The sequence below is a fragment of the Mesorhizobium erdmanii USDA 3471 genome (genome assembly GCF_000472705.1).
GTDB lineage: Bacteria > Pseudomonadota > Alphaproteobacteria > Rhizobiales > Rhizobiaceae > Mesorhizobium > Mesorhizobium erdmanii.
Genome location: NZ_AXAE01000015.1, coordinates 79,610 through 104,002 on the forward strand (window position 1 = coordinate 79,610; position 24,393 = coordinate 104,002).

20 protein-coding genes are annotated in these 24,393 nt (G+C 63.4%); 8 read left to right on the plus strand and 12 right to left on the minus strand.

The genetic code is table 11. The annotated features are described in order from the left end of the window. Window positions 1–211: 211 nt before the first annotated feature. From A3AU_RS0112165 to A3AU_RS0112175, 3 genes are all read right to left on the minus strand, one after another. Window positions 212–607 carry an AGROH133_08824 family phage infection protein gene (locus tag A3AU_RS0112165; RefSeq protein ID WP_027053070.1) on the minus strand — a complete coding sequence of 132 codons (396 nt, stop codon included), beginning with the start codon at window positions 605–607 and terminating at the stop codon, window positions 212–214. A gap of 95 nt (window positions 608–702) precedes the next feature. Next, entirely contained in the window at window positions 703–1,398 is a 696-nt protein-coding gene (locus tag A3AU_RS0112170; protein WP_027053071.1) for an aspartate/glutamate racemase family protein, read from the minus strand. Between the two features lie 49 nt (window positions 1,399–1,447). Next, complete coding sequence (locus A3AU_RS0112175) at window positions 1,448–3,631, minus strand: primosomal protein N' (protein WP_027053072.1); 2,184 nt, start codon at window positions 3,629–3,631, stop codon at window positions 1,448–1,450. 91 nt (window positions 3,632–3,722) lie between these two features. Here A3AU_RS0112175 and fsa point away from each other — a divergent pair, with 91 nt between their 5' ends. Then, window positions 3,723–4,379: a fructose-6-phosphate aldolase gene (gene fsa, locus A3AU_RS0112180; protein ID WP_027053073.1), complete on the plus strand. Its 657-nt coding sequence runs from the start codon at window positions 3,723–3,725 to the stop codon at window positions 4,377–4,379. Window positions 4,380–4,467: 88 nt separating this feature from the next. On the opposite strand, the gene A3AU_RS0112185 is transcribed toward fsa, so the two are convergent. From A3AU_RS0112185 to leuS, 3 genes are all read right to left on the minus strand, one after another. After that, window positions 4,468–7,041 carry a DNA translocase FtsK gene (locus A3AU_RS0112185; protein ID WP_027053074.1) on the minus strand — a complete coding sequence of 858 codons (2,574 nt, stop codon included), beginning with the start codon at window positions 7,039–7,041 and terminating at the stop codon, window positions 4,468–4,470. A 242-nt stretch (window positions 7,042–7,283) separates the two neighbouring features. Next, window positions 7,284–7,862: an LPS assembly lipoprotein LptE gene (locus tag A3AU_RS0112190; RefSeq protein ID WP_027053075.1), complete on the minus strand. Its 579-nt coding sequence runs from the start codon at window positions 7,860–7,862 to the stop codon at window positions 7,284–7,286. After that, window positions 7,849–10,473: a leucine--tRNA ligase gene (leuS, locus tag A3AU_RS0112195; protein WP_027053076.1), complete on the minus strand. Its 2,625-nt coding sequence runs from the start codon at window positions 10,471–10,473 to the stop codon at window positions 7,849–7,851. Before leuS ends, A3AU_RS0112190 begins: the two co-directional genes overlap by 14 nt. Window positions 10,474–10,629: 156 nt before the next feature. On the opposite strand from leuS, the gene A3AU_RS0112200 reads away from it, so the two are divergent. From A3AU_RS0112200 to A3AU_RS0112210, 3 genes are all read left to right on the plus strand, one after another. Continuing rightward, window positions 10,630–11,292, plus strand: coding sequence for a YggS family pyridoxal phosphate-dependent enzyme (locus A3AU_RS0112200; RefSeq protein ID WP_027053077.1), 663 nt, complete (start codon window positions 10,630–10,632; stop codon window positions 11,290–11,292). A gap of 51 nt (window positions 11,293–11,343) precedes the next feature. Continuing rightward, window positions 11,344–11,493 carry a type II toxin-antitoxin system prevent-host-death family antitoxin gene (locus A3AU_RS1000000137810; protein ID WP_081709507.1) on the plus strand — a complete coding sequence of 50 codons (150 nt, stop codon included), beginning with the start codon at window positions 11,344–11,346 and terminating at the stop codon, window positions 11,491–11,493. A 133-nt stretch (window positions 11,494–11,626) separates the two neighbouring features. Beyond that, window positions 11,627–12,676: an aldo/keto reductase gene (locus A3AU_RS0112210; protein WP_027053078.1), complete on the plus strand. Its 1,050-nt coding sequence runs from the start codon at window positions 11,627–11,629 to the stop codon at window positions 12,674–12,676. A 61-nt stretch (window positions 12,677–12,737) separates the two neighbouring features. On the opposite strand, the gene A3AU_RS0112215 is transcribed toward A3AU_RS0112210, so the two are convergent. Continuing rightward, complete coding sequence (locus A3AU_RS0112215) at window positions 12,738–13,643, minus strand: LysR family transcriptional regulator (protein WP_027053079.1); 906 nt, start codon at window positions 13,641–13,643, stop codon at window positions 12,738–12,740. A 186-nt stretch (window positions 13,644–13,829) separates the two neighbouring features. Between A3AU_RS0112215 and A3AU_RS0112220 the strand changes: the two genes are divergently transcribed. Both A3AU_RS0112220 and A3AU_RS0112225 read left to right on the plus strand, forming a co-directional pair. Then, window positions 13,830–15,011: an MFS transporter gene (locus tag A3AU_RS0112220; protein ID WP_027053080.1), complete on the plus strand. Its 1,182-nt coding sequence runs from the start codon at window positions 13,830–13,832 to the stop codon at window positions 15,009–15,011. 45 nt (window positions 15,012–15,056) lie between these two features. Further along, the gene (locus A3AU_RS0112225) at window positions 15,057–16,091 is read left to right on the plus strand and encodes an aldo/keto reductase (RefSeq protein WP_027053081.1); all 1,035 of its coding nucleotides are present in this window, start codon (window positions 15,057–15,059) and stop codon (window positions 16,089–16,091) included. 58 nt (window positions 16,092–16,149) lie between these two features. On the opposite strand, the gene A3AU_RS0112230 is transcribed toward A3AU_RS0112225, so the two are convergent. Then, window positions 16,150–16,542 (minus strand): DoxX family protein, encoded by a 393-nt coding sequence (locus A3AU_RS0112230; protein ID WP_027053082.1) that lies wholly within the window; start codon window positions 16,540–16,542, stop codon window positions 16,150–16,152. Between the two features lie 126 nt (window positions 16,543–16,668). Beyond that, window positions 16,669–16,941 (minus strand): usg protein, encoded by a 273-nt coding sequence (locus A3AU_RS0112235; RefSeq protein ID WP_027053083.1) that lies wholly within the window; start codon window positions 16,939–16,941, stop codon window positions 16,669–16,671. Between the two features lie 315 nt (window positions 16,942–17,256). On the opposite strand from A3AU_RS0112235, the gene acs reads away from it, so the two are divergent. Beyond that, the gene (acs, locus tag A3AU_RS0112240) at window positions 17,257–19,212 is read left to right on the plus strand and encodes an acetate--CoA ligase (RefSeq protein ID WP_027053084.1); all 1,956 of its coding nucleotides are present in this window, start codon (window positions 17,257–17,259) and stop codon (window positions 19,210–19,212) included. Further along, window positions 19,212–19,961, plus strand: a complete 750-nt coding sequence (locus A3AU_RS0112245) for an MOSC domain-containing protein (protein WP_027053085.1) — start codon at window positions 19,212–19,214, stop codon at window positions 19,959–19,961. Before acs ends, A3AU_RS0112245 begins: the two co-directional genes overlap by 1 nt. Here the strand turns inward: A3AU_RS0112245 and A3AU_RS0112250 are convergent, their stop codons facing one another. The 3 genes from A3AU_RS0112250 to A3AU_RS0112260 all read right to left on the minus strand — a co-directional run bounded on the left by A3AU_RS0112250 (window position 19,962) and on the right by A3AU_RS0112260 (window position 24,331). Beyond that, window positions 19,962–21,224: an SAM-dependent methyltransferase gene (locus A3AU_RS0112250; protein ID WP_027053086.1), complete on the minus strand. Its 1,263-nt coding sequence runs from the start codon at window positions 21,222–21,224 to the stop codon at window positions 19,962–19,964. A 374-nt stretch (window positions 21,225–21,598) separates the two neighbouring features. Further along, window positions 21,599–23,077, minus strand: coding sequence for a TadE/TadG family type IV pilus assembly protein (locus A3AU_RS0112255; protein WP_027053087.1), 1,479 nt, complete (start codon window positions 23,075–23,077; stop codon window positions 21,599–21,601). Window positions 23,078–23,461: 384 nt separating this feature from the next. Further along, window positions 23,462–24,331: a transglutaminase-like domain-containing protein gene (locus A3AU_RS0112260; protein ID WP_027053088.1), complete on the minus strand. Its 870-nt coding sequence runs from the start codon at window positions 24,329–24,331 to the stop codon at window positions 23,462–23,464. Window positions 24,332–24,393: the final 62 nt, after the last annotated feature.

A 24,393-nucleotide genomic window follows, 5' to 3' on the forward strand; every position in this document is an offset into this window, starting at 1 on the left:
TGTTGGCGCGAGCAAAAACTCTGGCTAAATCTTTGACCTTACTGCATTTTTTCAAGCACGGAGGCGCGGCTTCCGCTATCCCCGGCCGAAAGTCGATTGCCGTCTAGCACAGGCATTTTAAGACCGCAATGCGTCGTTCCGCATGCTTTTCAGGCACTATTGTCGCATCTGGCGAAAGATCAGCGTCCCGTGCGCCGCAATACCCCCGGATTCATGGGACAAAGCCGAAGGCAAAGGCGAGCGGTAACGCCGCCAAAGCCAATTCCACCACAATGGAAACCCAATTGAAAGGTGTGTTGGCGCCATCCGACATCATCGACAGCAATCGGCCGAAGGCGGTGAACAGCCAGGAGAAGCCGAGCGCCATGTAGACCAGCGGCTGCGCCAGGAGGATACAGCACAGGCCGACGCCGAGATAGAAGCCCGACATCCTGCCCCGCCCCTCGGCGATCGCCGCTGCCTTCTCCGGCCTGGCCTGTAGGCGCAGGATGCGAAAAGCGAGGCCCGGCGCCAGGAAGAACAACAGGCCGAGCAGCACGGTGACCACGGCGCTCGACCACGCAAGCCATTCGCCCTGGCTCGTCGGCCAGGGAAGCGCATAATCCATAGTATCCCCTCGAAATGCCTGTTTTTGAATTGCAGGCATTCTAGCGGAGGAAAAGCGCTGCGCCAGATGGCGCGCGGCAGTTTAGCGCAAGCGCATCAACCGAGCGCGAATTCCACCGCCGCCTCGGCATGGATACGCGTCGTATCGAAGACCGGAACGTCGAAGTCGCGCTGTCCGATCAGCATGGTGATCTCGGTACAACCCATGATGATACTGTCGACGGCCTCTTCACGGCGCAGACGTTCGGCCTCTTCAATATAGGCCCTTTTCGAGGCGTCGGTGACGATGCCCTGGCAGAGCTCGTCATAGATGACGCGATGCACCATGTCGCGCCCGGCGGCATCGGGCACCACGGGCGACAGTCCGTATCTGCCGGTGAGCCGTCCCTTGTAGAAGTCCTGCTCCATGGTGAAGCGGGTCGCCAGTAGCGCCGGGCGCTGCATGCCGGCGCGCTTGATCGCGGCCGCCGTGGCATCGGCGATATGGATCAGCGGGATCGATACGGACGCCTGCACCTGATCGGCAAGTTTGTGCATGGTGTTGGTGCACAAAAGCAGCCCTTCCGCGCCGCCCGCCTCGAGCTTTCGCGCCGCTTCGACGAGGAGCACGCCGGCACCGTCCCAATCGCCATGATGCTGCCGCTCGGCGATCTCGGCAAAGTCGAACGACCACAGCAGCAGTTTCGCCGAGTGCAGCCCGCCAAGCCGCTCGCGTACGATCTCGTTGAGCAGGCGATAATAGATGGCGCTCGATTCCCAGCTCATGCCGCCGATGAGGCCAAGGGTTTTCATGTGATCTTCCGTTTCTCGCTGGACTCAGCCTATCGCTGGCAGCACCAAGTCACAAAAAGCTCTGCGGATCGATATCCACCTGGACCCTCACCGAACCGCGCTGTTTCGGCCCATTGGCCAGCATGGCCCTGATAAAACCTTGCATGTCGGCGCGCCGTTCGCCCTGGATCAGCAGGCGGAAGCGGTGGCGGCCGCCGAGCAGCGACAGCGGCGCTTCGGCGGGCCCGAGCACGAACAGATCGCTGGCCTCGGGCGCGGCGCGACGCAGGCCGCGTGCATGGCCTTCGGCCTCGGCCCGCGTCACCGCGCTGACGATGACGCCGGCCAGCCGGCCGAAGGGCGGCAAGGCCGCCCGCTCGCGCTCGGCGATCTCGCGCTCATAAAAAGCCTCGGCATCGCCGGAGACGATCGCCCGCATCACCGGATGGTCAGGCTGGAAAGTCTGCAGCAGGCCGAGGCTCTTCTTGCCGGTGCGGCCGGCGCGGCCGGTCACCTGGCTGAGCAGCTGGAAAGTACGCTCGGCGGCGCGCGGATCGCCATTGGCGAGGCCAAGGTCTGCATCGACGACGCCGACCAGCGTCATGTTGGGAAAATTGTGCCCCTTGGCGACCAACTGCGTGCCGATGACGATGTCGGCCTCGCCATCGGCGATCGCCTCCAGTTCCAGCCGCAGCCGCCGCACACCGCCCATCAGGTCGGACGACAATACGATGGTGCGCGCGTCGGGAAAATGCGTGACGACCTCCTCGGCGATGCGCTCGACGCCTGGCCCGCAGGCGACCAGATGGTCGAGCGTGCCGCATTCGGGGCAGGCCTCGGGGCGGCGTTCATTGTGCCCGCAATGATGGCAGACCAACTGGCCGCGAAAACGATGCTCGACCAGCCATGCCGAGCACACCGGGCAGCCGAAGCGATGGCCGCAGACCCGGCACAGCGTCAGCGGCGCATAACCGCGCCGGTTGAGGAACAAGAGCGACTGCTCCTTCTTCTCCAGCGTCTTGCGCATATGGTCGATCAGCACTGGCGACAGGAAGCCGCCGCGCGCCGGCGGCGCGCGGCGCATGTCGATCGACTTCAGCAAAGGCAGCGCCGCCTCGGCGAAACGGGCGGAGAGAATGGCCCTGTTGTATTTGCCCTGGCTCGCATTGACCCGGCTTTCGACCGAGGGCGTCGCCGACGCCAGCACCACCGGGAAGCCGCCGATATGGCCGCGCACCACCGCCATGTCGCGCGCATTGTAGAAGACGCGGTCCTCCTGCTTGTAGGCGGGGTCATGCTCCTCGTCGACGACGATCAGGCCGAGCTCCCTGAACGGCAGGAACAGCGCCGAACGGGCGCCGGCGACGACGCGCACGCCGCCTTCCGCCACTTGCCGCCAAACCTTTTCGCGCATCCTTGGCGGCAGGTCGGAATGCCATTCGCCCGGCTTGGCGCCGAAGCGCTGCTGGAAGCGTTCGAGGAAAGCATGGGTCAGCGCGATTTCCGGAAGCAGGATCAGCACCTGCTTGCCCTGGTCGAGTGCTGCCGCCACCGCCTCGAAATAGACTTCCGTCTTGCCCGAACCGGTGACGCCATCGAGCAGCGCGACGTTGAAAGCGCCGGCCGCGACATTGCCCCGCAGCATCGATGCGGCGTCATTCTGATCCGGCATCAATTCCGGCACGGCATAGCTCGGGTCGGGCGCGGCCACGACCGGCCGCGGCGGGATCATCACCCTCTCGAACACACCTTGCGCCTTGAGCCCCTCGATCACCGTCGACGACACGCCTGCCGCGTGGGCGAGACCCGAGCGTGTCCAGGCTAGGCCGCCCTCGGCCGTCTCCAGCACGCGCGATCGCGCATCGGTCATTCGATCGGGCATGACAAGCGTCCGCTGCAGCCCCTCGATCCAGGGTTCCGGGTCAAAGGCCTCCGGCGCTCTGAGGAGCATGCGCGCCACCATGCCCGGCGCCGACAGCGTGTATTGCGCCACCCAGTCGACGAACCGGCGCATGGCGCGGTCGATCGGCGGACAGTCGAAAACCTGTTCGATCGGGCGCAGTTTTTTCGCGTCGACAGTCTCGACCGCACCGTCCCAGACGATGCCGGCCACCTGGCGCGGCCCGAGCGGCACGCGCACGATCGACCCCGGCACGACGCGCATGCCGGCCGGCACGGCATAGGTGTAGGGGCGTTCGGCAGGCATCGGCACCAGCACCGGTGCGGCCGCGACAAAGGGCGAATCTTCGATCATGAGGCGTGACCTTGCCCCGACTTTGGTCTAGATCAAAGAGCAACGCTGAACGTGCCTTCCCAAGCACGACGAATTCGTCAGGAGACCCACCATGAAATTTTTCGTCGACACCGCCGACATCAAGGATATCCGTGAACTCAACGATCTGGGGCTGCTCGACGGCGTCACCACCAATCCGTCGCTGATTCTCAAATCCGGCGGCAAGATCGCCGACGTCACCAAGCAGATTTGCGATATCGTCGCCGGCCCGGTCTCGGCCGAAGTCGTGGCGAGCGAGTACAAGGACATGCTGGCGGAGGCGGAAGTGCTGGCCAAGATCGCGCCCAATGTCTGCATCAAGGTGCCGCTGACGCTGGACGGCCTGAGGGCCTGCAAGACCATTCGCACCCAGATGAACCGCATGGTCAACGTCACGCTGTGCTTCTCGGCCAACCAGGCGCTGCTCGCCGCCAAGGCCGGCGCGTCCTTCATCTCGCCCTTCGTCGGCCGCGTCGATGACACCGGCTCGGACGGCATGGAGCTGATCCAGGAGATCCGGCAGATCTACGACAATTACGATTTCCAGACCGAGATCCTCGTCGCCTCGGTGCGCACGGTGAACCACGTCAAGCAGGCCGCCCTCATCGGCGCCGACGTCGTGACCGCACCGCCGGCGACGCTGAAGGCGCTGGTCAAGCACCCGCTGACCGACAAGGGCCTGGACCAGTTCGCCGCCGATTGGGCAAAGACCGGCCAGAAGATCGGCTGAGGTCGCGCTGCTTCAATGAAAAAAGGCCGGGCAACCGGCCTTTTTTGTTATGCGTCCGACGAAGCCCGATCGCCGAAGCGGTCGCCAATCATTCCGCGCCGTCTTCGTCAGGCGTGGCTACCGGCGGGCGCCGGCCCATGATGATCTCGCGCTTGCCGACATGGTTGGGCGCGCCGACCAGCCCTTCCTTTTCCATCCGTTCGACCAGCGATGCGGCGCGGTTGTAGCCGATCCCGAGGCGGCGCTGGATGTAGGACGTCGAACACTTCTTGTCGCGCACGACCACCTTGACCGCTTCGTCATAGCTGGCATCGCCATCCTCGGCCGCGACGGATCCCTTGTCGAAGACGGCGCCCTGGTCGCCGTCAATCTCTTCGTCATCCTCGTCGGCGGTCACGGTTTCCAGATATTCCGGCCGGCCCTGCGCCTTCAGATGCGCCACGACATGTTCGACTTCCGCATCGGAGACAAAGGGGCCGTGCACACGTGAAATGCGTCCTCCACCCATCATGTGCAGCATGTCGCCCTGGCCGAGCAGTTGTTCGGCGCCCTGTTCGCCCAGAATGGTGCGGCTGTCGATCTTGGAGGTGACCTGGAAGGAGATGCGGGTCGGGAAGTTGGCCTTGATCGTGCCGGTGATGACGTCGACCGAAGGGCGCTGCGTGGCCATGATCAGATGGATGCCGGCCGCGCGGGCCATCTGCGCCAGGCGCTGGATGGCACCTTCGATCTCCTTGCCGGCGACCATCATCAGGTCGGCCATCTCGTCGACGATGACGACGATGTATGGCATCGGCGCCAGATCGATTTCCTGCTGCTCGAACAGCGGCTCACCGGTGCCTTTTTCGAAGCCGGTTTGCACCGTCATGACGACGGCCTCGCCCTTGTCGCGGGCTTGGGCGGCGCGCTCATTGTAGCCATCGATGTTGCGCACGCCGAGCCGCGCCATCTTGCGATAGCGGTCCTCCATCTCGCGCACCGCCCATTTGAGCGCGGTGACCGCTTTCTTGGGATCGGTGACGACGGGCGTCAGAAGATGCGGGATGCCGTCATAGACGGAGAGTTCCAGCATCTTCGGATCGACCATGATCAGCCGGCACTCTTCCGGCTTCAGCCGGTAGAGCAGCGACAGGATCATCGTGTTGATGGCGACCGACTTGCCTGAGCCCGTGGTGCCGGCGACCAGCAGATGCGGCATCTTCGCCAGCTCAGCGATGACAGGTTCGCCGCCGATCGTCTTGCCGAGGCAAAGCGCCAGCTTGCAGCTGGTCTTGCGGAAACCCTGCGATTCGATCAGCTCGCGGAAATAGACGGTCTCGCGGGTCTCGTTCGGCAGCTCGATGCCGATGACGTTGCGGCCCGGCACCACGGCGACGCGCGCCGAAATTGCCGACATGGAGCGGGCGATGTCATCGGCAAGGCCGATGACCCGGGACGATTTGACGCCGGGCGCCGGCTCGAACTCATAGAGGGTGACGACCGGACCGGGGCGGACGTGGATGATCTCGCCGCGCACGCCGAAATCCTCGAGCACGCTTTCCAGAAGATCGGCATTCTGCTCCAGCCGTTCCTGCGACATGTAGAAGCCCTGTCCTTCCGGCGGCTGCTGCAGCAGCTCTTCCGAGGGAAGTTCGTAGGCCTCGCCTGTCGTGGCCGGCACGATCTTGCCCGCCATGGGCAGCGGCGCGGACACGCGCCCAGCCGGAGCCTGCCCGCTCTCCTCCGTGCCTTGCGCGACCCGCGCCGAAGCGGCGTTGCTGGCAACAGCGGGAATTGCAGCAGCCGCCGGCTGGACCCTTTGCCGTGTGCTTTTCGCCGCCGGCTGAGCCGCGGCCTCATTCGAGTTGGCTGGACGGACATCCGGCAGGACGGGCGGGGCCTGCAGGCCTGGAAGACAGTCGATGACACGGAACAACGCAGTGGGATCGGACGCGGACGCGTCACGAATATCGACCAATTGGATACCGACAGGCCCGGCCGCGCGCACAATCGGTACCGCTCGTGGCGCCGGTGACGGCGCTTCGATCATGTAGGGCGCCATGAGTTCGAAGAAGACGTGATCCGACAGATAGGGCCAGCGCGCGGTTTCGCGACCTTTCCTGACCGGTGCAGCCATTCCCTGAACCGGCGTCGTTGAGGCGGATGCACTTGCGGTCACGGCTGTCCTCGCCCCTGCCGGTGCGACAATCCGCGCCTGTTCTCCGGCATTCCCGGCTGAGGCGGATGGTGTGGGAGAGGCAGGCTGCCTTTCATGCGTGGGGGCCCTGTTACCTGCGAGTGGCCGGGCCGCCTCCAGGGCAGGATGCCGGCTTCTCATCGGCGCTGCCGAAGCCTCGCTGGATCGTGCGATTGCCTGTGGCGCTGGTGGCGTCAGTGGCTGACTTTGCTCGACAGCGACCTGGTCGCGCTCCGGACGGCGCGCGTTGGCCTCGTAATCCGGCGTGCGCGTGAACCGCACATTGGGCGCCAGGAAGAAATAGTCTTGCCAGGCGGGGCTCTCATTGCCGCCGAGATCCACCGGTGGCGGGGAATTGCCGGCCCTGACCGCACCGGGCTGCCGGCCATCCACCTTGCCGCCGATGCGGTTGAAACGCTTTCCCTCGGGATCATCGGGTGAAGCTGCATTCAATGAATTGACCCGAGGAAAACGCTTGGATTCCATGCTCAAGACTCACTCTGAAACGTCTGCTGAGCAATAGGGAGCGAGTGGTTAACAGTTGCTTCCCGTCGGCACCGTTGGAGCGATCGAAATGTATTTTCGCAGCGACGCGCGGGATCCGGATTCGGGCAGCCGATCGTCATTCGGCGAACACCCGCGCAGCCAAGGCGTCGAGCTAAGAAGATGAGGTGAAACGATGGTGCGCCCGGCCGCTGCCAGGCCGCTGGAAGCCATTGTTGCGATGGCTATGCAGCTGCCTTGCCGTGCCGGGCCAGATCCTGGGCGATGGACAGCTGCAGGGCCTCGGCCAGTTCGCGCGCGGCGCGGTTCTCGGCGTCGATCTGCGCCCGGTACGAGGCAAATTCCTGCCGCGGCCGGTCGAAGGACGAGGTGATCGCGCGCTTGCCGACCGTGATGACGGCACCGGTCTTCATATCGGTCAGCGTATAGCTGGCGGTCAGCGTCACCGAACCGGCGGTCGGCTCGTCCTGATCGGTTTGGACCTGCACGAGGGCCGAGGATTCCACGGCCTCGGTCACAGTGAGATCGAGCGAATAAAGCGGCGAGGCCGGTTCACCGGCCCCGCGCCCAAAGCCGAAGATCAGATTGTTGCGCACCTGCTGGGCATAGCGCGTCTTGACCGGCTTGACGGCGATCGACGCCAGTTCGGCATTGGCACTCGCGCCCGTCGACAACGGCGCGTTGGAATAGAGCGGCCGCACCGTGCAGGCCGAAACCAGCGCCAGCGAGCCGACAAGGCCGGCAAGCGCTACGCGGCGCAGCAAACGGCTCAGCTCTGTCTTTTCCCGATCAGGCAACGACATTGACGATCCTCTGCGGCACGATGATCACCTTGCGCGGAGCCTTACCTTCGAGTGCTTTCTGCACGAAGTCGAGAGCCAATACCGCTTTTTCGACCGCACCTTGGTCCGCGTCGCGGGCAATTGTCAAATCCCCCCGCTTCTTGCCGTTGACCTGCACCGGATAGGTCACTTCATTGTCGACGACCAGTGCCGGATCGAAGACCGGCCATGGCCGTTCGGCGACCAGATCTGTGCCGCCCAGCGTCTCCCAGCACTCCTCGGCCAGATGCGGCATGACTGGCGCGATCAGATGCACCAGGATCTCCACCGCCTGGCGGCAGGCCCCTTGCAGTGCCGGATCGGCCTTGCCTTCCGCCACTTCGTTGAGCGGGCCGGTCAGCGCATTAGCCAGTTCATAGATGCGGGCGATGGCGCGGTTGAAGCCGAGCTTCTCGATGTCCTCGCCGACCGCTTTCAGGATCTTGTGCGCGGCCTTGGAAACCGCTCCGGCCTCGCCGGCATCGGCGGCGGCGGGCTTGATTCCCGCCAGCGTCTCGGCCGCCGTCGACACCAGCCGCCAGATGCGCTGCATGAAGCGATGCGCACCGGCGGCGCCGTCGTCGGTCCACTCGACATCGCGCTCGGGCGGCGAATCCGACAGCATGAACCAGCGCGCCGTGTCGGCGCCGTAGCCGTCGGTGATGTCTTCCGGGCTGACCGTGTTCTTCTTCGACTTCGACATCTTCTCCAGCGGGCCGATGGTGACAGCCTCGCCGGTGGCGATGTCGAAGGCGCGGCGCTCGCCGTCGACGCCCTCCAGCCGCACCTCTGTCGGCGCCAGCCAGCGGCCGTTCGACGCCGAACCGACGCGGTATGTCTCGTGCACCACCATGCCTTGCGTGAAGAGGCCCTTGAACGGCTCGGCCAGATCGACATGGCCGGTCTCGCGCATCGCGCGTGTGAAGAAGCGCGAATAGAGCAGATGCAGGATCGCGTGCTCGATGCCGCCGATATACTGGTCCACCGGCAGCCATTGATTGGCCGCCTTGGGATCGGTCGGTTCATGCGCCCAGGGCGCGGTGAAGCGGGCAAAATACCACGACGAATCGACGAACGTGTCCATCGTGTCGGTCTCGCGGCGCGCGTCCTTGCCGCATTGCGGGCACTTCACATGCCGCCAGGTCGGATGCCGGTCGAGCGGATTGCCTGGCCGGTCGAAATCGACATCGTCGGGCAGCTTGACCGGCAGGTCGGCCTTCGGCACCGGCACCACGCCGCAATCCTCGCAATGGATCATCGGGATCGGGCAGCCCCAGTAGCGCTGGCGCGAAATGCCCCAGTCGCGCAGGCGGAAATTCACCTTGCGCTCGGCCATCGGCCGGTTGCCGATCGTCTTCTGCTCCAGGAGGTTCGCCACCTCGTCGAAGGCGCGGTCCGGCTTCATGCCGTCGAGGAAGCGCGAATTGATCATCACACCGTCATCGACATAGGCCTCTTCGATGACCTGGAAGGTTTTCGCGTCGGCGCCTTCCGGCATCACCACCGGGATGACCGGCAGTCCGTATTTGTTGGCGAAGTCGAGGTCGCGCTGGTCGCCGGACGGGCAGCCGAAGATGGCGCCGGTTCCGTATTCCATCAGCACGAAATTGGCGACATAGACCGGCAGCGTCCAGTTGTCGTCGAAGGGATGGACGACGCGGATGCCGGTGTCGAAGCCCTTTTTCTCGGCTGTCTCCAGCGCTGCCACCGAAGTGCCCATATGGCGCACTTCGTCGATGAACTTCGCCAGCGCCGGATTGGTCTCGGCGGCTTTCTTCGCCAGCGGATGGTCGGCGGCGACGGCCATGAACGAGGCACCGAAAATAGTGTCGGGCCGCGTCGTATAGACTTCCAGCTCGTGTTCACCGGCAACGTCGGAGGCCAGCGGCCAGCGGATCAGCAGGCCTTCCGAACGGCCGATCCAGTTCTGCTGCATCAGCTTCACTTTTTCAGGCCATTCGTCGAGCCCGTCGAGCGAATCCAGCAGGTCCTGCGCGAAATCGGTGATCTTGAAGAACCACTGCGTCAGTTCGCGCTGTTCGACCAGCGCGCCAGAGCGCCAGCCGCGCCCGTCGATGACCTGCTCGTTGGCAAGCACGGTCATGTCCTCCGGGTCCCAGTTGACCTTGGAGGATTTGCGCGTCACCAGCCCCTTCTCGACGAAATCGAGGAACAGCATCTGCTGGCGGTGGTAGTAGTCGACGTCGCAGGTGGCGAATTCACGTGCCCAATCCAGCGACAGGCCCATGACCTTGAGCTGCTCGCGCATGGTGGCGATGTTCTGGTAGGTCCATTCCTTGGGGTGGACCTTGTTCTGCATCGCCGCGTTCTCGGCCGGCATGCCGAAGGCGTCCCAGCCCATCGGATGCAGCACGTTGAAACCCTTGGCCCGCTTGTAGCGCGCCACCACGTCGCCCATCGTATAATTGCGGGTGTGGCCGATATGGATGCGCCCCGACGGATAGGGAAACATTTCCAGCACGTAGTATTTCGGCTTCGGATCGTCATTGTGCGCTTCGAACAGCTTCTTTTCGGCCCAGGCCTTCTGCCATTTGGGCTCTGACGCGCGCGGATTGTATCGTTCGGTTGCCATGGGACGTTTTTCACTTAAAAGCAGGCACGAACCGCCGATGACTGGTCCGGCGGTTCAGGGAATGTGGTCCGGGTGTTCACCATGGTTTGGCAAACCCGTCAACCATATGGGCATCGCGGCGGCTAAAAACGCGGGTCAAAACAGCGGGATTTGCATATGGGTGACACCGTTCAGCAGTTTTTCGCGGTCAAGGCGAAGATCGCCGCCGCCGAGCAGGAGGCCGACCGCAAGGCGGGTGCCGTGACCTTGGTGGCTGTCTCCAAGACTTTTGAGGCCGCCGACATCCAACCCGTCATCGAGGCCGGCCAGCGCGTCTTCGGCGAAAACCGCGTCCAGGAAGCGCAAGGCAAATGGCCCGCGCTGAAGCAGGCTTTCGCGGATATCGAATTGCATTTGATCGGTCCGTTGCAATCGAACAAGGCCAAGGAGGCGGTGGCGCTGTTCGACGTCATCGAAACGGTCGACCGCGACAAGATCGCCGCCGAATTGGCGAAGGAAATCGCCAGGCAAGGCCGGGCGCCAAAACTCTATGTCCAAGTCAACACCGGCTCCGAGCCGCAGAAGGCCGGCATCGAGCCCCGCGACGCCGTGGCCTTCATCGCCCACTGCCGCGATGTCCACGGCCTCGCCATTGAAGGCCTGATGTGCATTCCGCCGGCCGAGGAGAACCCCGGCCCGCACTTCGCCCTGCTGGAAAAGCTCGGCCGCGAGGCAGGTGTCGAAAAGCTCTCGATGGGCATGTCCGGCGACTACGAGACAGCGATCGCCTTTGGCGCCACCAGCGTTCGGGTCGGTTCGGCGATTTTCGGCAGTCGTTAGGCCTCTGCAGCGTCTGGTATATGCTTGCCAAACCATTCACCGAGCAGCCTCATGAACTGGGATATTCAGAGCGCAAAGAACAATCTCTCGAAGCTGGTAAGTCAGTCGCGCAAAAAAGGGCCGCAAACCATCACCACGCGGGGAAAGCCAGTTGCCGTCGTGCTGGCCGTCGAGGCCTATGAACGACTGGTCGATCTCTAATAAGTTTTCGCGGCAGTAGCGACGGTCGACCGAGGATGGTCCACCTTGAAAGGGCCATTATGCCAACGCTGGAAACGAAACGTTCCGTTCCTATTTGCTTTGTGCCACCACACATTTTCCTGGAGCCTTCGCCATGCGTTACAACCAGCTTGGAAATACCGGCCTATTCGTCTCCGAACTGTGCCTCGGCACCATGACCTTCGGCGCAGCCGGCCAGAATGCCCAATGGGGCCTGATTGCCAGCCTCGACCAGAAGGGCGTCAACGAGATCGTCGGCCGTTCGATCGCCGCCGGCGTCACCTTCTTCGACACGGCCGACGTCTACTCCTTCGGTGAGTCCGAGCGGCTGCTCGGCCAGTCCCTCAAGGACCTCAGCGTCAAACGTTCGGACGTCGTCATCGCCACCAAAGTCCATGGCGCCATGGGCAACGGACCGAACGACCGCGGCTCGTCGCGCGGCCACATCATGGATTCGGTCGATGCCAGCCTCGAACGGCTGCAGGTCGACCATATTGATCTCTATCAGCTGCACGGCACCGATGCGGTAACGCCGATCGACGAGACGCTGCGGGCACTCGACGATCTCGTCGCCAGCGGCAAGGTCCGCTATGTCGGCGTGTCGAACTGGGCAGCCTGGCGCATCGCCAAGGCGCTCGGCATCGCCGACCGCAAGGGCTTTGCCCGTTTCGAAACCATCCAGTCCTATTATTCCATCGCCGGCCGCGATCTCGAACGCGAGATCGTGCCGCTCATCAACGAGGAGAAACTCGGCCTGATGGTGTGGTCGCCGATGGCCGGCGGCCTGCTGTCGGGTAAATACGGCCCCGGCGCCCCCGGCAATGGCGAGGGCCGCCGCGCCTCCTTCAACTTCCCGCCGGTCAACGAGGACCGTGCCTGGGCGGCCGTCGCCATCATGCGCGAAGTCGCCAAGAAGCACGATGTCAGCGTCGCTACGGTGGCGCTCGGCTATGTCCTGGCCAAGCCCTTCGTGATGAGCGTCATCATCGGTGCCAGCCGCATGGACCAGCTCGAACAGAACCTTGCCGCCACCCAGCTGAAGCTCGATAGCGACGATCTTACCCGTCTCGACGAAGTCAGCGCACTGCCCGCCGAATACCCCGGCTGGATGCTGGAGCGTCAGGCCGCCGGCCGGCGCCCGGCGCCGTTCACGCCGAAGGCGTAATCCCCTTCGCACCTGACCTCAAAAGCCGCGCGCCAAACGGCGTGCGGCTTTTTGACTTCGTTCAGAGGCGGACGGTTTCCGCGAGAAAATCGAGAAAGGCGCGCACCCGGGCCGGCAGATGCTTGCCCTGACCGACATAAACGGCGTGTGTCGGTTCCAGATCGCGGGGGTTGAACGCCTCCAGCAACGGAACCAGGCGACCGGCGGCGATGTCCGCCTCGACATGCCAATGCGCCAGCCTGGCAATGCCGGCTCCAGCAATCGCTGCCAGGCGCATCGCCTCGCCATCGGTCAGCATCAGGTTTCCGACGATCGGGACGATGATCGGCGCGCCCGCCGCGTCGACAAAGGGCCAGCCGTCAATGTGCCGCGCGAACCCAAAGGCCAGCATGTTGTGGCCCGCAAGATCGGCCAGCGTATGCGGCGTGCCGCGCGCTTCGAGGTAGGACGGTGCCGCGATCAGCACCATCCGGCCTTCGCCCAGCTTGCGCGCCACCAGTCGTGATTCGCGCAGCGGCCCAGCGCGTATGGCGACATCGGCGCGTTCCTCCAGGAGATCGATCACGTTGTCCGTCAGCACCGCCTCGATGGAAATCTCGGGATAGCGCTCCAGGAAACGCGGCAGGAGCGGCATCAGCCGGTGCTGGCCGAAAGGCACATAGCTGTTGACCCTCAACCTGCCGCGTGGCGTCGCCCCTGCCGCCGCTTCGCGCTCCGCCGCATCGAGGTCGGCGAGAATGCGCGTGCCGCTGTCATGGAAAGCCGCACCTTCCGGCGTCAATTGCAGCTTGCGCGTCGAGCGGGCGAGCAGCCGCGCGCCAAGTCGCGTCTCCAGGCGGGCGATCAGCTTGCTGACCGCCGACGGCGTCATTCTGAGCCGCCGCGCCGCGGATGAGAAGCTGCCAGCCTCGACGACACGCAGGAACACTTCTATTTCGCCGGAACGGTTGATCTCGGGTCGCGCCATTCGTGAATTTATTTCACAGAAAATGTGCCTACTGCAAGTCTGGTTCACAGGTCAGGGGATGACGATCTTGCGGGTCGGGGCATGATCCCGAAAAGTGGAAACCGGTTTTCGGAAGAGATCATGCCCCAACAACACAAAGTGACGGGGGACTGGAGCGTCCCTTCATCAACCGATCGGACCGCCGCCATGCCTCTTGCTCTCTACGCCCTCGCCGCCGGTGCCTTCGGCATCGGTGTCACCGAATTCGTCATCATGGGTCTGCTCATCGATGTCAGCAAGGACCTCGGCGTCTCGATCTCGGCCACCGGCCAGCTCATTTCGGGCTATGCGCTCGGCGTCGTCGTCGGCGCTCCCTTGTTGACCATCGCCACCGGCAACTGGCCGCGCAAGACCGTGCTGCTGGCATTGATGGCGATCTTCACGATCGGCAATCTCGCCTGTGCGCTGGCGCCCGACTACTGGACGCTGATGGGCGCCCGCATCGTCACGGCCTTCGCCCATGGCACCTTCTTCGGTGTCGGCTCGGTGGTCGCCACCGGCCTTGTCGCGCCCAACAAGAAGGCCTCGGCGATCGCCTTGATGTTCACCGGGCTCACCATCGCCAACATCCTCGGCGTGCCCTTCGGCACCTGGCTCGGCCAGGCCTTCGGCTGGCGCGCGACCTTCTGGGCGGTGACCGCTGTCGGCCTTGCCGCCTTCGCCGTCATCCTGGCTCTGGTACCGCGCGGCCAGGCCGCTCCCGAAAAAAGCGACCTGCGCGCCGATCTTGCCGTGCTGCGCCGCACGCCCGTCCTGCTCGGCCTCGCCATCACCGTGCTCGGCTATGCCGGCGTCTTCGCCGTCTTCACCTACATCGCGCCCCTGCTGACCGAAATCAGCGGTTTCAAGGAAGCGGCCGTGTCGCCGATCCTGCTCGTCTTCGGCGGCGGTCTCATCGCCGGCAATCTCGCCGGCGGCAAGGTGGCCGACCGCTGGCTGGTGCCGGCCGTGCTCGGCAGTCTCGCGGTGCTCGCCCTTGTGCTCGCCACCATGAGCTTCGCCCTCCACAGCCAGGTCATGGCCGTGATCTATGTCGGCCTGCTCGGCGCCGCCGCCTTCGCCACCGTGGCGCCGCTGCAGATGTGGGTGCTGGACAAGGCGCAAGGCGCCGGCCAGAGCCTTGCCTCGTCCTTCAACATCGCCGCCTTCAACCTCGGCAACGCCGCCGGCGCCTGGCTCGGCGGCGCCGTCATTGCCCATGGCCTCGGCCTCGGCTCCCTCACCTGGGTCGCCGCTCTGCTGCCGGTCGCGGCGCTCGGCGTGGCTGGATTGGCACTGCGCCTCGATCGCACCCCGGTGCTCGATACGCCGGCTTGCGTCCAGTCGTAGGCATCACTCGCAACTCCGCTTTCCACATCATTAAGGAGAAGAAGAATGGACTATCGGCGTCTCGGCGCATCGGGCCTGAAAGTTCCCGCACTTTCGTTTGGAGCGGGAACCTTTGGCGGTTCCGGGCCACTGTTCGGCGCATGGGGCAACAGCGACGCGCAAGAGGCGCGCCGGCTGGTCGACATCTGCCTCGAAGCCGGCGTCAATCTGTTCGACACGGCGGATGTCTATTCGAACGGCGCTTCGGAAGAAGTGCTCGGTGAAGCCATCAAGGGCCGCCGCGACGCGGTGCTGATCTCGACCAAGACGTCCTTGCCGATGGGCGACGCACCAGCCGATTACGGTTCTTCGCGCTCGCGGCTGATCAAGTCCGTGGACGCCGCGCTGAAGCGCCTCGGCACCGATTACATCGACCTTTTGCAACTGCACGCCTTCGACGCAGGCACGCCGATCGAGGAGGTGCTGTCGACGCTGGACGATCTTATCCGCGCGGGCAAGCTGCGCTATGTCGGCGTATCCAACTTCTCCGGCTGGCAAGTGATGAAGTCGCTGGCCGAGGCCGACAAGCATGGCTATCCGCGCTACGCCGCCCATCAGGTCTACTATTCGCTGGTCGGCCGCGACTATGAATGGGAGTTGATGCCGCTCGGCCTCGACCAGGGTGTCGGCGCGCTGGTGTGGAGCCCGCTCGGCTGGGGCCGGCTGACCGGCAAGATCCGCCGCGGCCAGCCTCTGCCGGAAAAGAGCCGGTTGCATGACACCGCAAGCTTCGGTCCGCCGGTCGAGGACGAACATCTCTACCGGGTGATGGATGCGCTGGACGTGGTGGCGCAGGAAACCGGCAAGACCGTGCCGCAGATCGCCATCAACTGGCTGTTGCAGCGCCCGACCGTTTCCTCTGTCATCATCGGTGCCCGCAACGAGGAACAGTTGCGCCAGAACCTCGGTGCCGTCGGCTGGTCACTGACGCCGGATCAGGTGAAAAAACTCGACGCGGCAAGCGAGGTCACCGCGCCCTATCCGTATTTCCCCTATCGTCGCCAGGAAGGCTTCGCCCGGCTCAACCCGCCGGCCGTGTGATTGCCACCCAGCTCAGGCCGTGCCTTCGCGGCCTGAGCATTCCTGCCAACCTGAGGATCTATCCCCAGATCGGCCAAAGCGCCGCCGAGCCGCTGCCGATCAGGGCGATGGCGACAAGGCAGACGATCCACAGCGCCGGATATTCCCAGCCACCGCCCGCATTTGTGAACCAGAACCCGTTCTTGCCATGAACGAGCACGATCGTGCCGGCCATGAGAGGAATGAGCAGGATGGCCGCCAGACGCGTGGCGACGCCGAAGATCAGGCCAAGCCCTCCCGCCGTTTCGGCGGCAATGGCGATCAATCCGAAATAACCGGGCACGCCGAGCGACTGGAAATAGTCGGTGGTGCCCTTGGGCGTGAAGACGAAGTATTTCAGGTAGGCGTGCGCAAGAAACAATCCACCGACACTGAGACGAAGCAGCAGTGCGGCATAGTCGAACGAGGTCATCACCGGTCTCCAGATCGGACGCGGCTTCTGGCCCATTGCCTCGCCAACGTCGTACCTCAAAAGCTAGTCGACGCGGACGCGCCTGTCTTCGCCAGAGAATGGAAACAGGCTGTCAACAACCGGCATTTAATGCAGCACGAACTCTCCATCGACCTTGCGCCATTCATTCGGCGCGATCAGCTTCTGATGCGTGTAGCAGACCGAGTGCAGCGGCCCGTCGAGCTTGGCTTTCCAGAATTCGATGAATTTGATCAGCACCGGAAACTTCGGAGCGATATCGTAGTCCTGCCAGATGAAGCTCTGCAGGAGATGCGGATGGTCGGGGAAATGATAAAGAATCTTGGCCGTGGTCAAGCCATAGCCCTTAAGCATCAGGTCCATTTCGGCATGGTCGCGCATTGCGGTCCCCTTGGCGGTCCCTCGGTTGATTCTCCTTTCCTCCCATGGGTTATTGTGCGCGCCGTTGATTAACCGTCTATTGATTTTTTCTTCATCAAAACCGGCTTTAGCATGAGAAAACATGCGCTTAGCAGCGAACCCATTCGAGTGCTGACAGCCGTGGATTAGCTCCCTGCGGCATCCCGCCGCGCGAATCCAACGTCTAATGTTGCCGTCACGCCGGAACTGGTAATAATGCCGCCGAATTCGCGGCCGCTTCGCCGCGATCCCGCCGGCGTTTCAAGCCTGCGGATTTCTTCGGGAGGAAAATCAGGAATGTCCGAGGTTCATGTCCATCGCGTCCAGCCGGCGTGGAAGAAGAATGCGCTGATCGACAATGACACCTACCTGAAATGGTATGCCGACAGCATCAAGAACCCAGACAAGTTCTGGGGCAAGCACGGCAAGCGCATCGACTGGTTCAAGCCTTTCAGCAAGGTCAAGAACACCTCTTTCGACGGCAAGGTCTCGATCAGGTGGTTCGAGGACGGGCTGACCAACGTTTCCTACAACTGCATCGACCGCCACCTGAAGAAGCGCGGCGACCAGACCGCCATCATCTGGGAAGGCGACAACCCCTACGACGACAAGAAGATCACCTATAACGAGCTCCACGAGCAAGTCTGCCGGCTCGCCAATGTGATGAAGAAGCACGGCGTCAAGAAGGGCGACCGCGTCACCATCTACATGCCGATGATCCCGGAAGCCGCCTATGCGATGCTCGCCTGCACGCGTATCGGCGCCATCCATTCGATCGTCTTCGGCGGCTTTTCGCCGGACGCGCTGGCCGGCCGCATCGTCGACTGCGAATCGACCTTCGTCATCACCGCTGACGAGGGCCTGCGCGGCGGCAAGCCGATCCCGCTTAAGGAAAACACCGACAAGGCCATCGATATCGCCGCCAGGCACCACGTCATGGTCAAGAATGTCGTCGTCGTGCGTCGCACCGGCGGCAAGATCGGCTGGGCGCCTGGCCGCGATCTCTGGTACCACGACGAGGTCGCGACGGTTAAGGCCGAGTGCAAGCCGGAGAAGATGAAGGCGGAGGATCCGCTGTTCATCCTTTACACCTCGGGCTCGACCGGCAAGCCGAAGGGCGTGCTGCACACCACCGCCGGCTATCTCGTCTACGCCTCGATGACCCACCAATATGTCTTCGACTACCATGACGGCGACATCTACTGGTGCACCGCCGATGTCGGCTGGGTCACCGGCCACAGCTACATCGTCTACGGGCCGCTCGCCAACGGCGCCACCACGCTGATGTTCGAGGGCGTGCCGAACTACCCGTCGCAGTCGCGCTTCTGGGAAGTCATCGACAAGCACAAGGTCAACATCTTCTATACCGCGCCGACTGCATTGCGCGCGCTGATGGGCGCCGGCAATGATCCCGTGAAGAAGACGTCCCGCAAGTCGCTGCGCGTGCTGGGTTCGGTCGGCGAGCCGATCAATCCGGAAGCCTGGGAGTGGTATTTCAACGTCGTCGGCAATGGCAAGGTGCCGATCGTCGACACCTGGTGGCAGACCGAGACAGGCGGCATCCTGATCACGCCGCTGCCGGGCGCCACCGACCTCAAAGCGGGTTCGGCGACGCGGCCCTTCTTCGGCGTCCAGCCGCAGCTGGTCGACGGTGAGGGCAAGGTGCTGGAAGGGGCGGCGGACGGCAATCTCTGCATCACCGATTCCTGGCCAGGCCAGATGCGCACCGTCTATGGCGATCACGACCGCTTCGTGCAGACCTATTTTTCGACCTACAAGGGCAAGTACTTCACCGGTGACGGCTGCCGCCGCGACGCCGACGGCTATTACTGGATCACCGGCCGCGTCGACGACGTCATCAACGTCTCCGGCCATCGCATGGGCACGGCCGAAGTCGAATCGGCGCTGGTCAGCCACGAGAAGGTTTCCGAGGCCGCCGTCGTCGGCTATCCCCACGACATCAAGGGCCAGGGCATCTATAGCTACGTCACCTTGATGAAGGGCCACGAGCCGACCGAGGAACTGCGCAAGGAACTCATCGCCCATGTCCGCAAGGAGATCGGCGCCATCGCCTCGCCCGACAAGATCCAGTTCGCGCCGGGCTTGCCCAAGACCCGTTCCGGCAAGATCATGCGCCGCATCCTGCGCAAGATCGCCGAGGACGATTTTGCCGCCCTCGGCGACACCTCGACACTCGCGGATCCGGCCGTCGTCGACGACCTCATCGCCAACCGGCAGAACAAGAAGGGCTGATGCGGGACGACACGGCATTGGGCACCGTCAGCCAGCTCTGGCGCTATCCGGCGAGTTCGCTCGCCGGCGAGCGCCAGGACGCCATCCTGGTCGGACCGGCGGGCATCGAAGGCGACCGCATGTTCGGCCTCGTCGACATCTGCGACAACGAGATCGCGCGGCCCGACCGCGAGGCGAAATGGCACAAGGTGCCGCGCATTCGCACCCGGCTGACCAATGATCGCGACCTTGAGGTCGCCGTCCCTGACGGCGACTGGCTGAGCGCACCCGGCGCCGAATGCGATCGCGCCCTATCGGCCTATCTTGGCTTCGCGGCCTCGATCCGGCCGTTCGGCCGGGAGAACGCGCCGCCGGCCTATGCCGGCCCGGTCACCGCCGCCCGCTACAGCAAGGCGCCGATCCATCTGTTGACCACGGCATCGCTGACACGTCTGAAGGCGCTGCATCCGGATGGGGCGGCCGACCCGCGCCGCTTCCGCCCCAGCATCGTGGTCGACATCGCTGAGGTCGAAGGCTCGTTTCCGGAGACGGAATGGATCGGCCGCAAGCTCGCCATCGGCGAATTGCTGCTGACGATTTCCGAACCATGCCGCCGCTGCGGCTTCACCATCATCGGCCAGGACGGCTTCGCGCACGATCCCGCTATCCTGCGCAATCTGGTCCGCCACAACGCGCACAACCTCGGTGTCTACTGTACGGTCGACCACCCGGCCGGCATCAAGGTCGGCGACTCGATGCGTTTGCTGTAGCTACCGGTAAAGGTCCGCCCGAGTTGGCGGCAGGCCGCTCGGCCCGCGCGCGCGCTTGGTGGCGACGGTCTGGAAGATCTGCGCTGAACCGCGATCGAAGGTGATCGAGCAGCCGGTGAGGTAAAGCAGCCACAGCCGTGCCTTGGGCTCGCCGACTTCGGCGATGGCCTCGTCGAAGCGGGCCTGCAGGCGCTCGGCCCACAGCCTGCAGGTGCGGGCATAATGCTCGCGCAGGTTCTCGACGTCGGCGACGAGAAAGCCGTGCGCCTCGAGATTGCCCAGCGTCATGCCGATCGTGTCGACCTCGCCGCCGGGGAAGATGTATTTGATCAGCGCCTTGTATTCGGCGCCCTTGCGCAGCGTCTTGCGCGTGCCGCCCTTGCCCCGCCTGGTGATGGCATGGTGCAGATAGATGCCGCCAGGCTTCAACAGCCGGTGGACGGTCGAGAAATAGGTGGCGTGGTTGGCGAGACCGACCGCCTCGAACATGCCGATCGACGAGATCTTGTCATAGCTGCCGTCGAGCTCGGTGTAGGATTTGATGTCGATGGTGATCTTGTCCTCCAGCCCCTCAGTGCGGATGCGCTCACGCGCCAGCCGGGTCTGCTCCTCGGAAAGCGAGACGCCGTGACCGATGGCGCCATAATGCTTGGCGGCATGGATCAGCATCGCTCCCCAGCCGCAGCCTATGTCGAGCAGCCGGTCGCCCGGCTTCAGCCGGAGCTTGCGGCAGATATGGTCGAGCTTGTCTTTCTGCGCCTGGTCGATGCCATTGGCGAAATCGGTGAAATAGGCGCAGGTGTAGACCATGCGCTCATCTAGGAAGAGCCGGTAGAAGGCGTTCGAGATATCGTAGTGATGTTCGATCGCCTGCTTGTTCGAGCCGCTGACGAAGGGGTTGCGGCCGGCAAGATCGGCCCGTTTCGTCATCTGTCGCCGCGAGAACAGGACGGCGGGGAGGTCGCGCAGGATCGCCAGCTTCGGCAGCGCCTTAAGCCTCAGCTTGCCCTGCGACGGCAGGGCGTAGAGGTCGAACAGCGACCCGTCCTCGACGTCGATCGTCCTGGAAATCCACATTTCGAGCAGCGTCGAGAAATTCGGCCGGCGGGCCAGTTGCCAGACGATGTCCTGATCGTTGATGGCAAGCACGGGACCGCTGGCGGGACCGATCCGTTCCCCGGTCCACAGCCGGACGGCAAAGCCCGGCTTCAGCGCTCCGATCACGGTGCGAACGATGCGTGCGGCTCTCTCGGTGGCATCCATGCTCGTTCCCCCACGGCCCGATGCGACGATCTTGTCCGGTTGAGCCGTGGATCGCAAGTCGTGCGGGCGATTCCGGCTGGACCGCATTTTCCGGCGCAGTTGCCTTTTTCAGCACGGCACCTTGTCATTTGCTGCGACGCACCCCATCATGAGGATGTGTTCAACAAATCGAAAGGAGGTGATCCGATGTCGAGTGATTTCGTTTTCCAGAACGTGGCCTCAGCGGATTGCACTTTCGGGAAGCAGTCTTCCCGTTAAGGCGCGAGATGCGCGGTAGGTAACCCGAAGGGGTTGCCGCCACAGGCCGCGCCATGGACGGAAACACGGAAGGCCGCCGGCTTCGAAAGAAGCGGCGGCCTTTTCCTTTTGGCGAATTACTGGGTCAGTGCGACCTTTTCGGTGTTGCGGATGATTTCCTGGAAGGCGGCGTCCAATTCCACTCCGGTGGACACCTCGAAATAATGCCTCTCCGAAGCGGAGGCGTCTTTCGACGAACAGCCCTTCAGCACCGCCTTTGCCTGGTCCCGCTCGGTCGGCGACATGTCCTTGTCGTTCAGATCGAAGCCGATGGTGAAAATCTCGATGCCGTCACTTTTCATGTTGCCGCACAGCGTTTCGGCGTTGCCACGTGCAAGGTTGCCCTGGCTGTTGTAGTTCCCCCCGGCTCCGGCGAAGGCGGTATTGAACTGGCCATCAGTCATCAGGATCGCGACCTTGGCAATCTTCTTCGCATTGGTATCCGAGGCGCCGTTGCCGAGACCGGCATTCTTGATCGCAGCCCGCCATTGCGGCGACAGCATATAATAGGTCCACTGGATGGCGATCGCGCCGGCCGTATAACCATTGGCCCGGAAGACATCGATCGAATCAAGCAATGCGCCAGAATCAGCCGTCAGCGGGATCACCTCCGCGTCAGGGCATCTGTTCATGCTCCCAACACCCAGATGATCGTCCCGGTTGACCAAGGCATAGTAATTCTTGCCGTTCTTGTCGGTGCGAACCGTGTCCGGGCCGTCGGCACTCAAATCCGCATTGCCGTTCTTGTCCTTCCTTTCGGTCGTGCAATTGTCGGGCTTTGGCATTGCCGCACCAATAATTGATATGTAGTCGCTGAAGGAGGGTAATGTCGTCTTGCCCGTCTTTGCGACGAGTAGCGAACTGCCGGCGACCGGTGGCAGATCAGAGCTCCCCTGTTTCTCGGCGTAGACATTTTCCGCCAACTTGCCGGCGTTCACGCCGGATGCGTAAGGCACAATCGCGACCCGGATGCGGGGGTTCTTCGGATCCTGGATCTGGAGCATCGTCTGGACGGCGTTTCTCGCAGCTGCCTTCAGATCGCCGATCTTGTCGACATTGCCTCGTTTCGCCATCGATCCCGTGATGTCGAGCATCATGGCGACCTCGACCTGCTTGTCCGAATAGAGTGCTGTGGTGGAAGCACCGACGCGCCGCATGTCGCTGGTGCTGAACAGCGGAAAATAAAGGCTGACATCGACATGCACGTCCGCCTGCACGGTGTTCGCGGTCCTGTCGACGGTGAGCTTGTCGAGCACGATCTGGCCCGGCAGCAGGATTCCGGCAGTCTCGTTGGCCACGAGAAAGGCCTGCACCGCCTTGTTGGCATCGGCTTCCTTGATGACCCCGGTCGTCAGGTCACGCGCCGTCGATGTCACCGCGGCGTCGACGATGCCCTGCAGGCTCGATCTGGCGTTGTAGAGCTGCGAGATGTTGACCGAGATGCCAGCGGCTAGCGCCAAGACCGAGGCAGCAAAGCCGAACAGGACCGCGAAATTTCCACCGCTGTGTCTGGCGAATCCGCCGAACGCATGAACAAGACCCCCATAATTTCGCATCCTACAGCCTCCGCTCGCCTCGGCCACGTCGCCGCGATGAGGGCAATGCAGGATTCCAGCCGGATGCGATGGCTGATTGGCCACAAAACATCAAACTATTGTTTTTGCTTTATTTTCTTGTCTTCGGAAGGTGAACGATCGGTAAATGCCGTCACAATGCGAGTCTGTCGTTTACGAAGCACTTACCAAGACGTCGCGTCCTGCGGCACAGGATACGCGACACGTCCCGGGACGGCACATCGCAACCTGTGCCAGAGCGAAGCAGGATTTGCTTCTGTGAGTGCCGATCCAGCTCCTGGCCAGAATCTTCTCACTCTAATATCGGCACAGCCTTCTTATGCATGTCGTTCCCCCGAAACCGAGATCGCTTTTGGGCGACATGCATCAAGCCAGCATCTGTGCACTGACCGTCCTGTCGATGCCGTGATGGGGCGGATTGAACACCCGGCCTTCCTGTTCATAGGTCCACACCTTGAACAGGGCGAGCCTATGCGGGCCGAAACTGTGCAGAAGGGGCACGTCGGTGGCGTCGCGGCCGCGCGCGATGACGACACGGCCTATTCTGGGCGTGTTGTGGCGTGGATCGAACGTGTACCACTTGCCGTCGAGGAACACCTCCATCCAGGCGGAGAAGTCCATCGGCGCCGGATCTGCCGGCACGCCGATGTCGCCGAGATAGCCGTTCACATAGCGAGCCGGGATGTTCATGCAGCGGCACAGCGTGATCGCCAGATGGGCGAAGTCCCGGCAGACGCCGACCCTTTCTTCATGCGCCTGTGCCGCCGTGCGGGTCGAACGGGCATAGCCGTAGCCGAACGACAGCCGGTTGTGGACGTAATCGACGATTGCCTGCACCCGCGCCCAGCCGGACGGAAGATGGCCGAACAGCTGCCAGGCGAGACTGCTGAGATGATCCGTCTCGCAGTAGCGGCTGCCGAGGAGATAGCCGAGCACCTCGTCCGGCAATTCCGCCACCGGCATTTCCCTGGCCAGCGTATTGACCTCGTCCGTCTCGCCGCTGTCCTCGACGACAGCGTCGTAGAGGATGCGAAAGGTACCGGCAGGCGCGGTGAAGCGGCGGCAGCCATTGCCGTGCAGGTCATGGTAGAGCTTGGTCGGCACCGAAGGCGATGTGAGAACACGAGTCTGGCGCTTGATATCGGCCTGCCTGTCCTTGTGGATCTCGAGCAGCGAGATCACCGGAGTGGCCTCGGTACATTCAATGGCGATTTCGTAGCCGAGGCGGATCAGCATTGGCGGCGTCCCTTGGTTCATGGGATTGGGGTGGTCCGGTCAAACGTCGCAAGGTGGCGGTG

What these genes read in the sequence shown, in the direction of transcription:
- acs (WP_027053084.1), top strand. Translation starts at nt 17,257, where the DNA reads ATGTCCGAGGTTCATGTCCATCGCGTCCAGCCGGCGTGGAAGAAGAAT.
- A3AU_RS0112225 (WP_027053081.1), top strand. Translation starts at nt 15,057, where the DNA reads ATGGACTATCGGCGTCTCGGCGCATCGGGCCTGAAAGTTCCCGCACTT.
- A3AU_RS0112170 (WP_027053071.1), bottom strand. Translation starts at nt 1,398, where the DNA reads ATGAAAACCCTTGGCCTCATCGGCGGCATGAGCTGGGAATCGAGCGCC.
- A3AU_RS0112245 (WP_027053085.1), top strand. Translation starts at nt 19,212, where the DNA reads ATGCGGGACGACACGGCATTGGGCACCGTCAGCCAGCTCTGGCGCTAT.
- A3AU_RS0112260 (WP_027053088.1), bottom strand. Translation starts at nt 24,331, where the DNA reads ATGCTGATCCGCCTCGGCTACGAAATCGCCATTGAATGTACCGAGGCC.
- A3AU_RS0112175 (WP_027053072.1), bottom strand. Translation starts at nt 3,631, where the DNA reads ATGATCGAAGATTCGCCCTTTGTCGCGGCCGCACCGGTGCTGGTGCCG.
- leuS (WP_027053076.1), bottom strand. Translation starts at nt 10,473, where the DNA reads ATGGCAACCGAACGATACAATCCGCGCGCGTCAGAGCCCAAATGGCAG.
- A3AU_RS0112235 (WP_027053083.1), bottom strand. Translation starts at nt 16,941, where the DNA reads ATGCGCGACCATGCCGAAATGGACCTGATGCTTAAGGGCTATGGCTTG.
- fsa (WP_027053073.1), top strand. Translation starts at nt 3,723, where the DNA reads ATGAAATTTTTCGTCGACACCGCCGACATCAAGGATATCCGTGAACTC.
- A3AU_RS0112250 (WP_027053086.1), bottom strand. Translation starts at nt 21,224, where the DNA reads ATGGATGCCACCGAGAGAGCCGCACGCATCGTTCGCACCGTGATCGGA.
- A3AU_RS0112190 (WP_027053075.1), bottom strand. Translation starts at nt 7,862, where the DNA reads ATGTCGTTGCCTGATCGGGAAAAGACAGAGCTGAGCCGTTTGCTGCGC.
- A3AU_RS1000000137810 (WP_081709507.1), top strand. Translation starts at nt 11,344, where the DNA reads ATGAACTGGGATATTCAGAGCGCAAAGAACAATCTCTCGAAGCTGGTA.
- A3AU_RS0112215 (WP_027053079.1), bottom strand. Translation starts at nt 13,643, where the DNA reads ATGGCGCGACCCGAGATCAACCGTTCCGGCGAAATAGAAGTGTTCCTG.
- A3AU_RS0112255 (WP_027053087.1), bottom strand. Translation starts at nt 23,077, where the DNA reads ATGCGAAATTATGGGGGTCTTGTTCATGCGTTCGGCGGATTCGCCAGA.
- A3AU_RS0112185 (WP_027053074.1), bottom strand. Translation starts at nt 7,041, where the DNA reads ATGGAATCCAAGCGTTTTCCTCGGGTCAATTCATTGAATGCAGCTTCA.
- A3AU_RS0112210 (WP_027053078.1), top strand. Translation starts at nt 11,627, where the DNA reads ATGCGTTACAACCAGCTTGGAAATACCGGCCTATTCGTCTCCGAACTG.
- A3AU_RS0112220 (WP_027053080.1), top strand. Translation starts at nt 13,830, where the DNA reads ATGCCTCTTGCTCTCTACGCCCTCGCCGCCGGTGCCTTCGGCATCGGT.
- A3AU_RS0112230 (WP_027053082.1), bottom strand. Translation starts at nt 16,542, where the DNA reads ATGACCTCGTTCGACTATGCCGCACTGCTGCTTCGTCTCAGTGTCGGT.
- A3AU_RS0112200 (WP_027053077.1), top strand. Translation starts at nt 10,630, where the DNA reads ATGGGTGACACCGTTCAGCAGTTTTTCGCGGTCAAGGCGAAGATCGCC.
- A3AU_RS0112165 (WP_027053070.1), bottom strand. Translation starts at nt 607, where the DNA reads ATGGATTATGCGCTTCCCTGGCCGACGAGCCAGGGCGAATGGCTTGCG.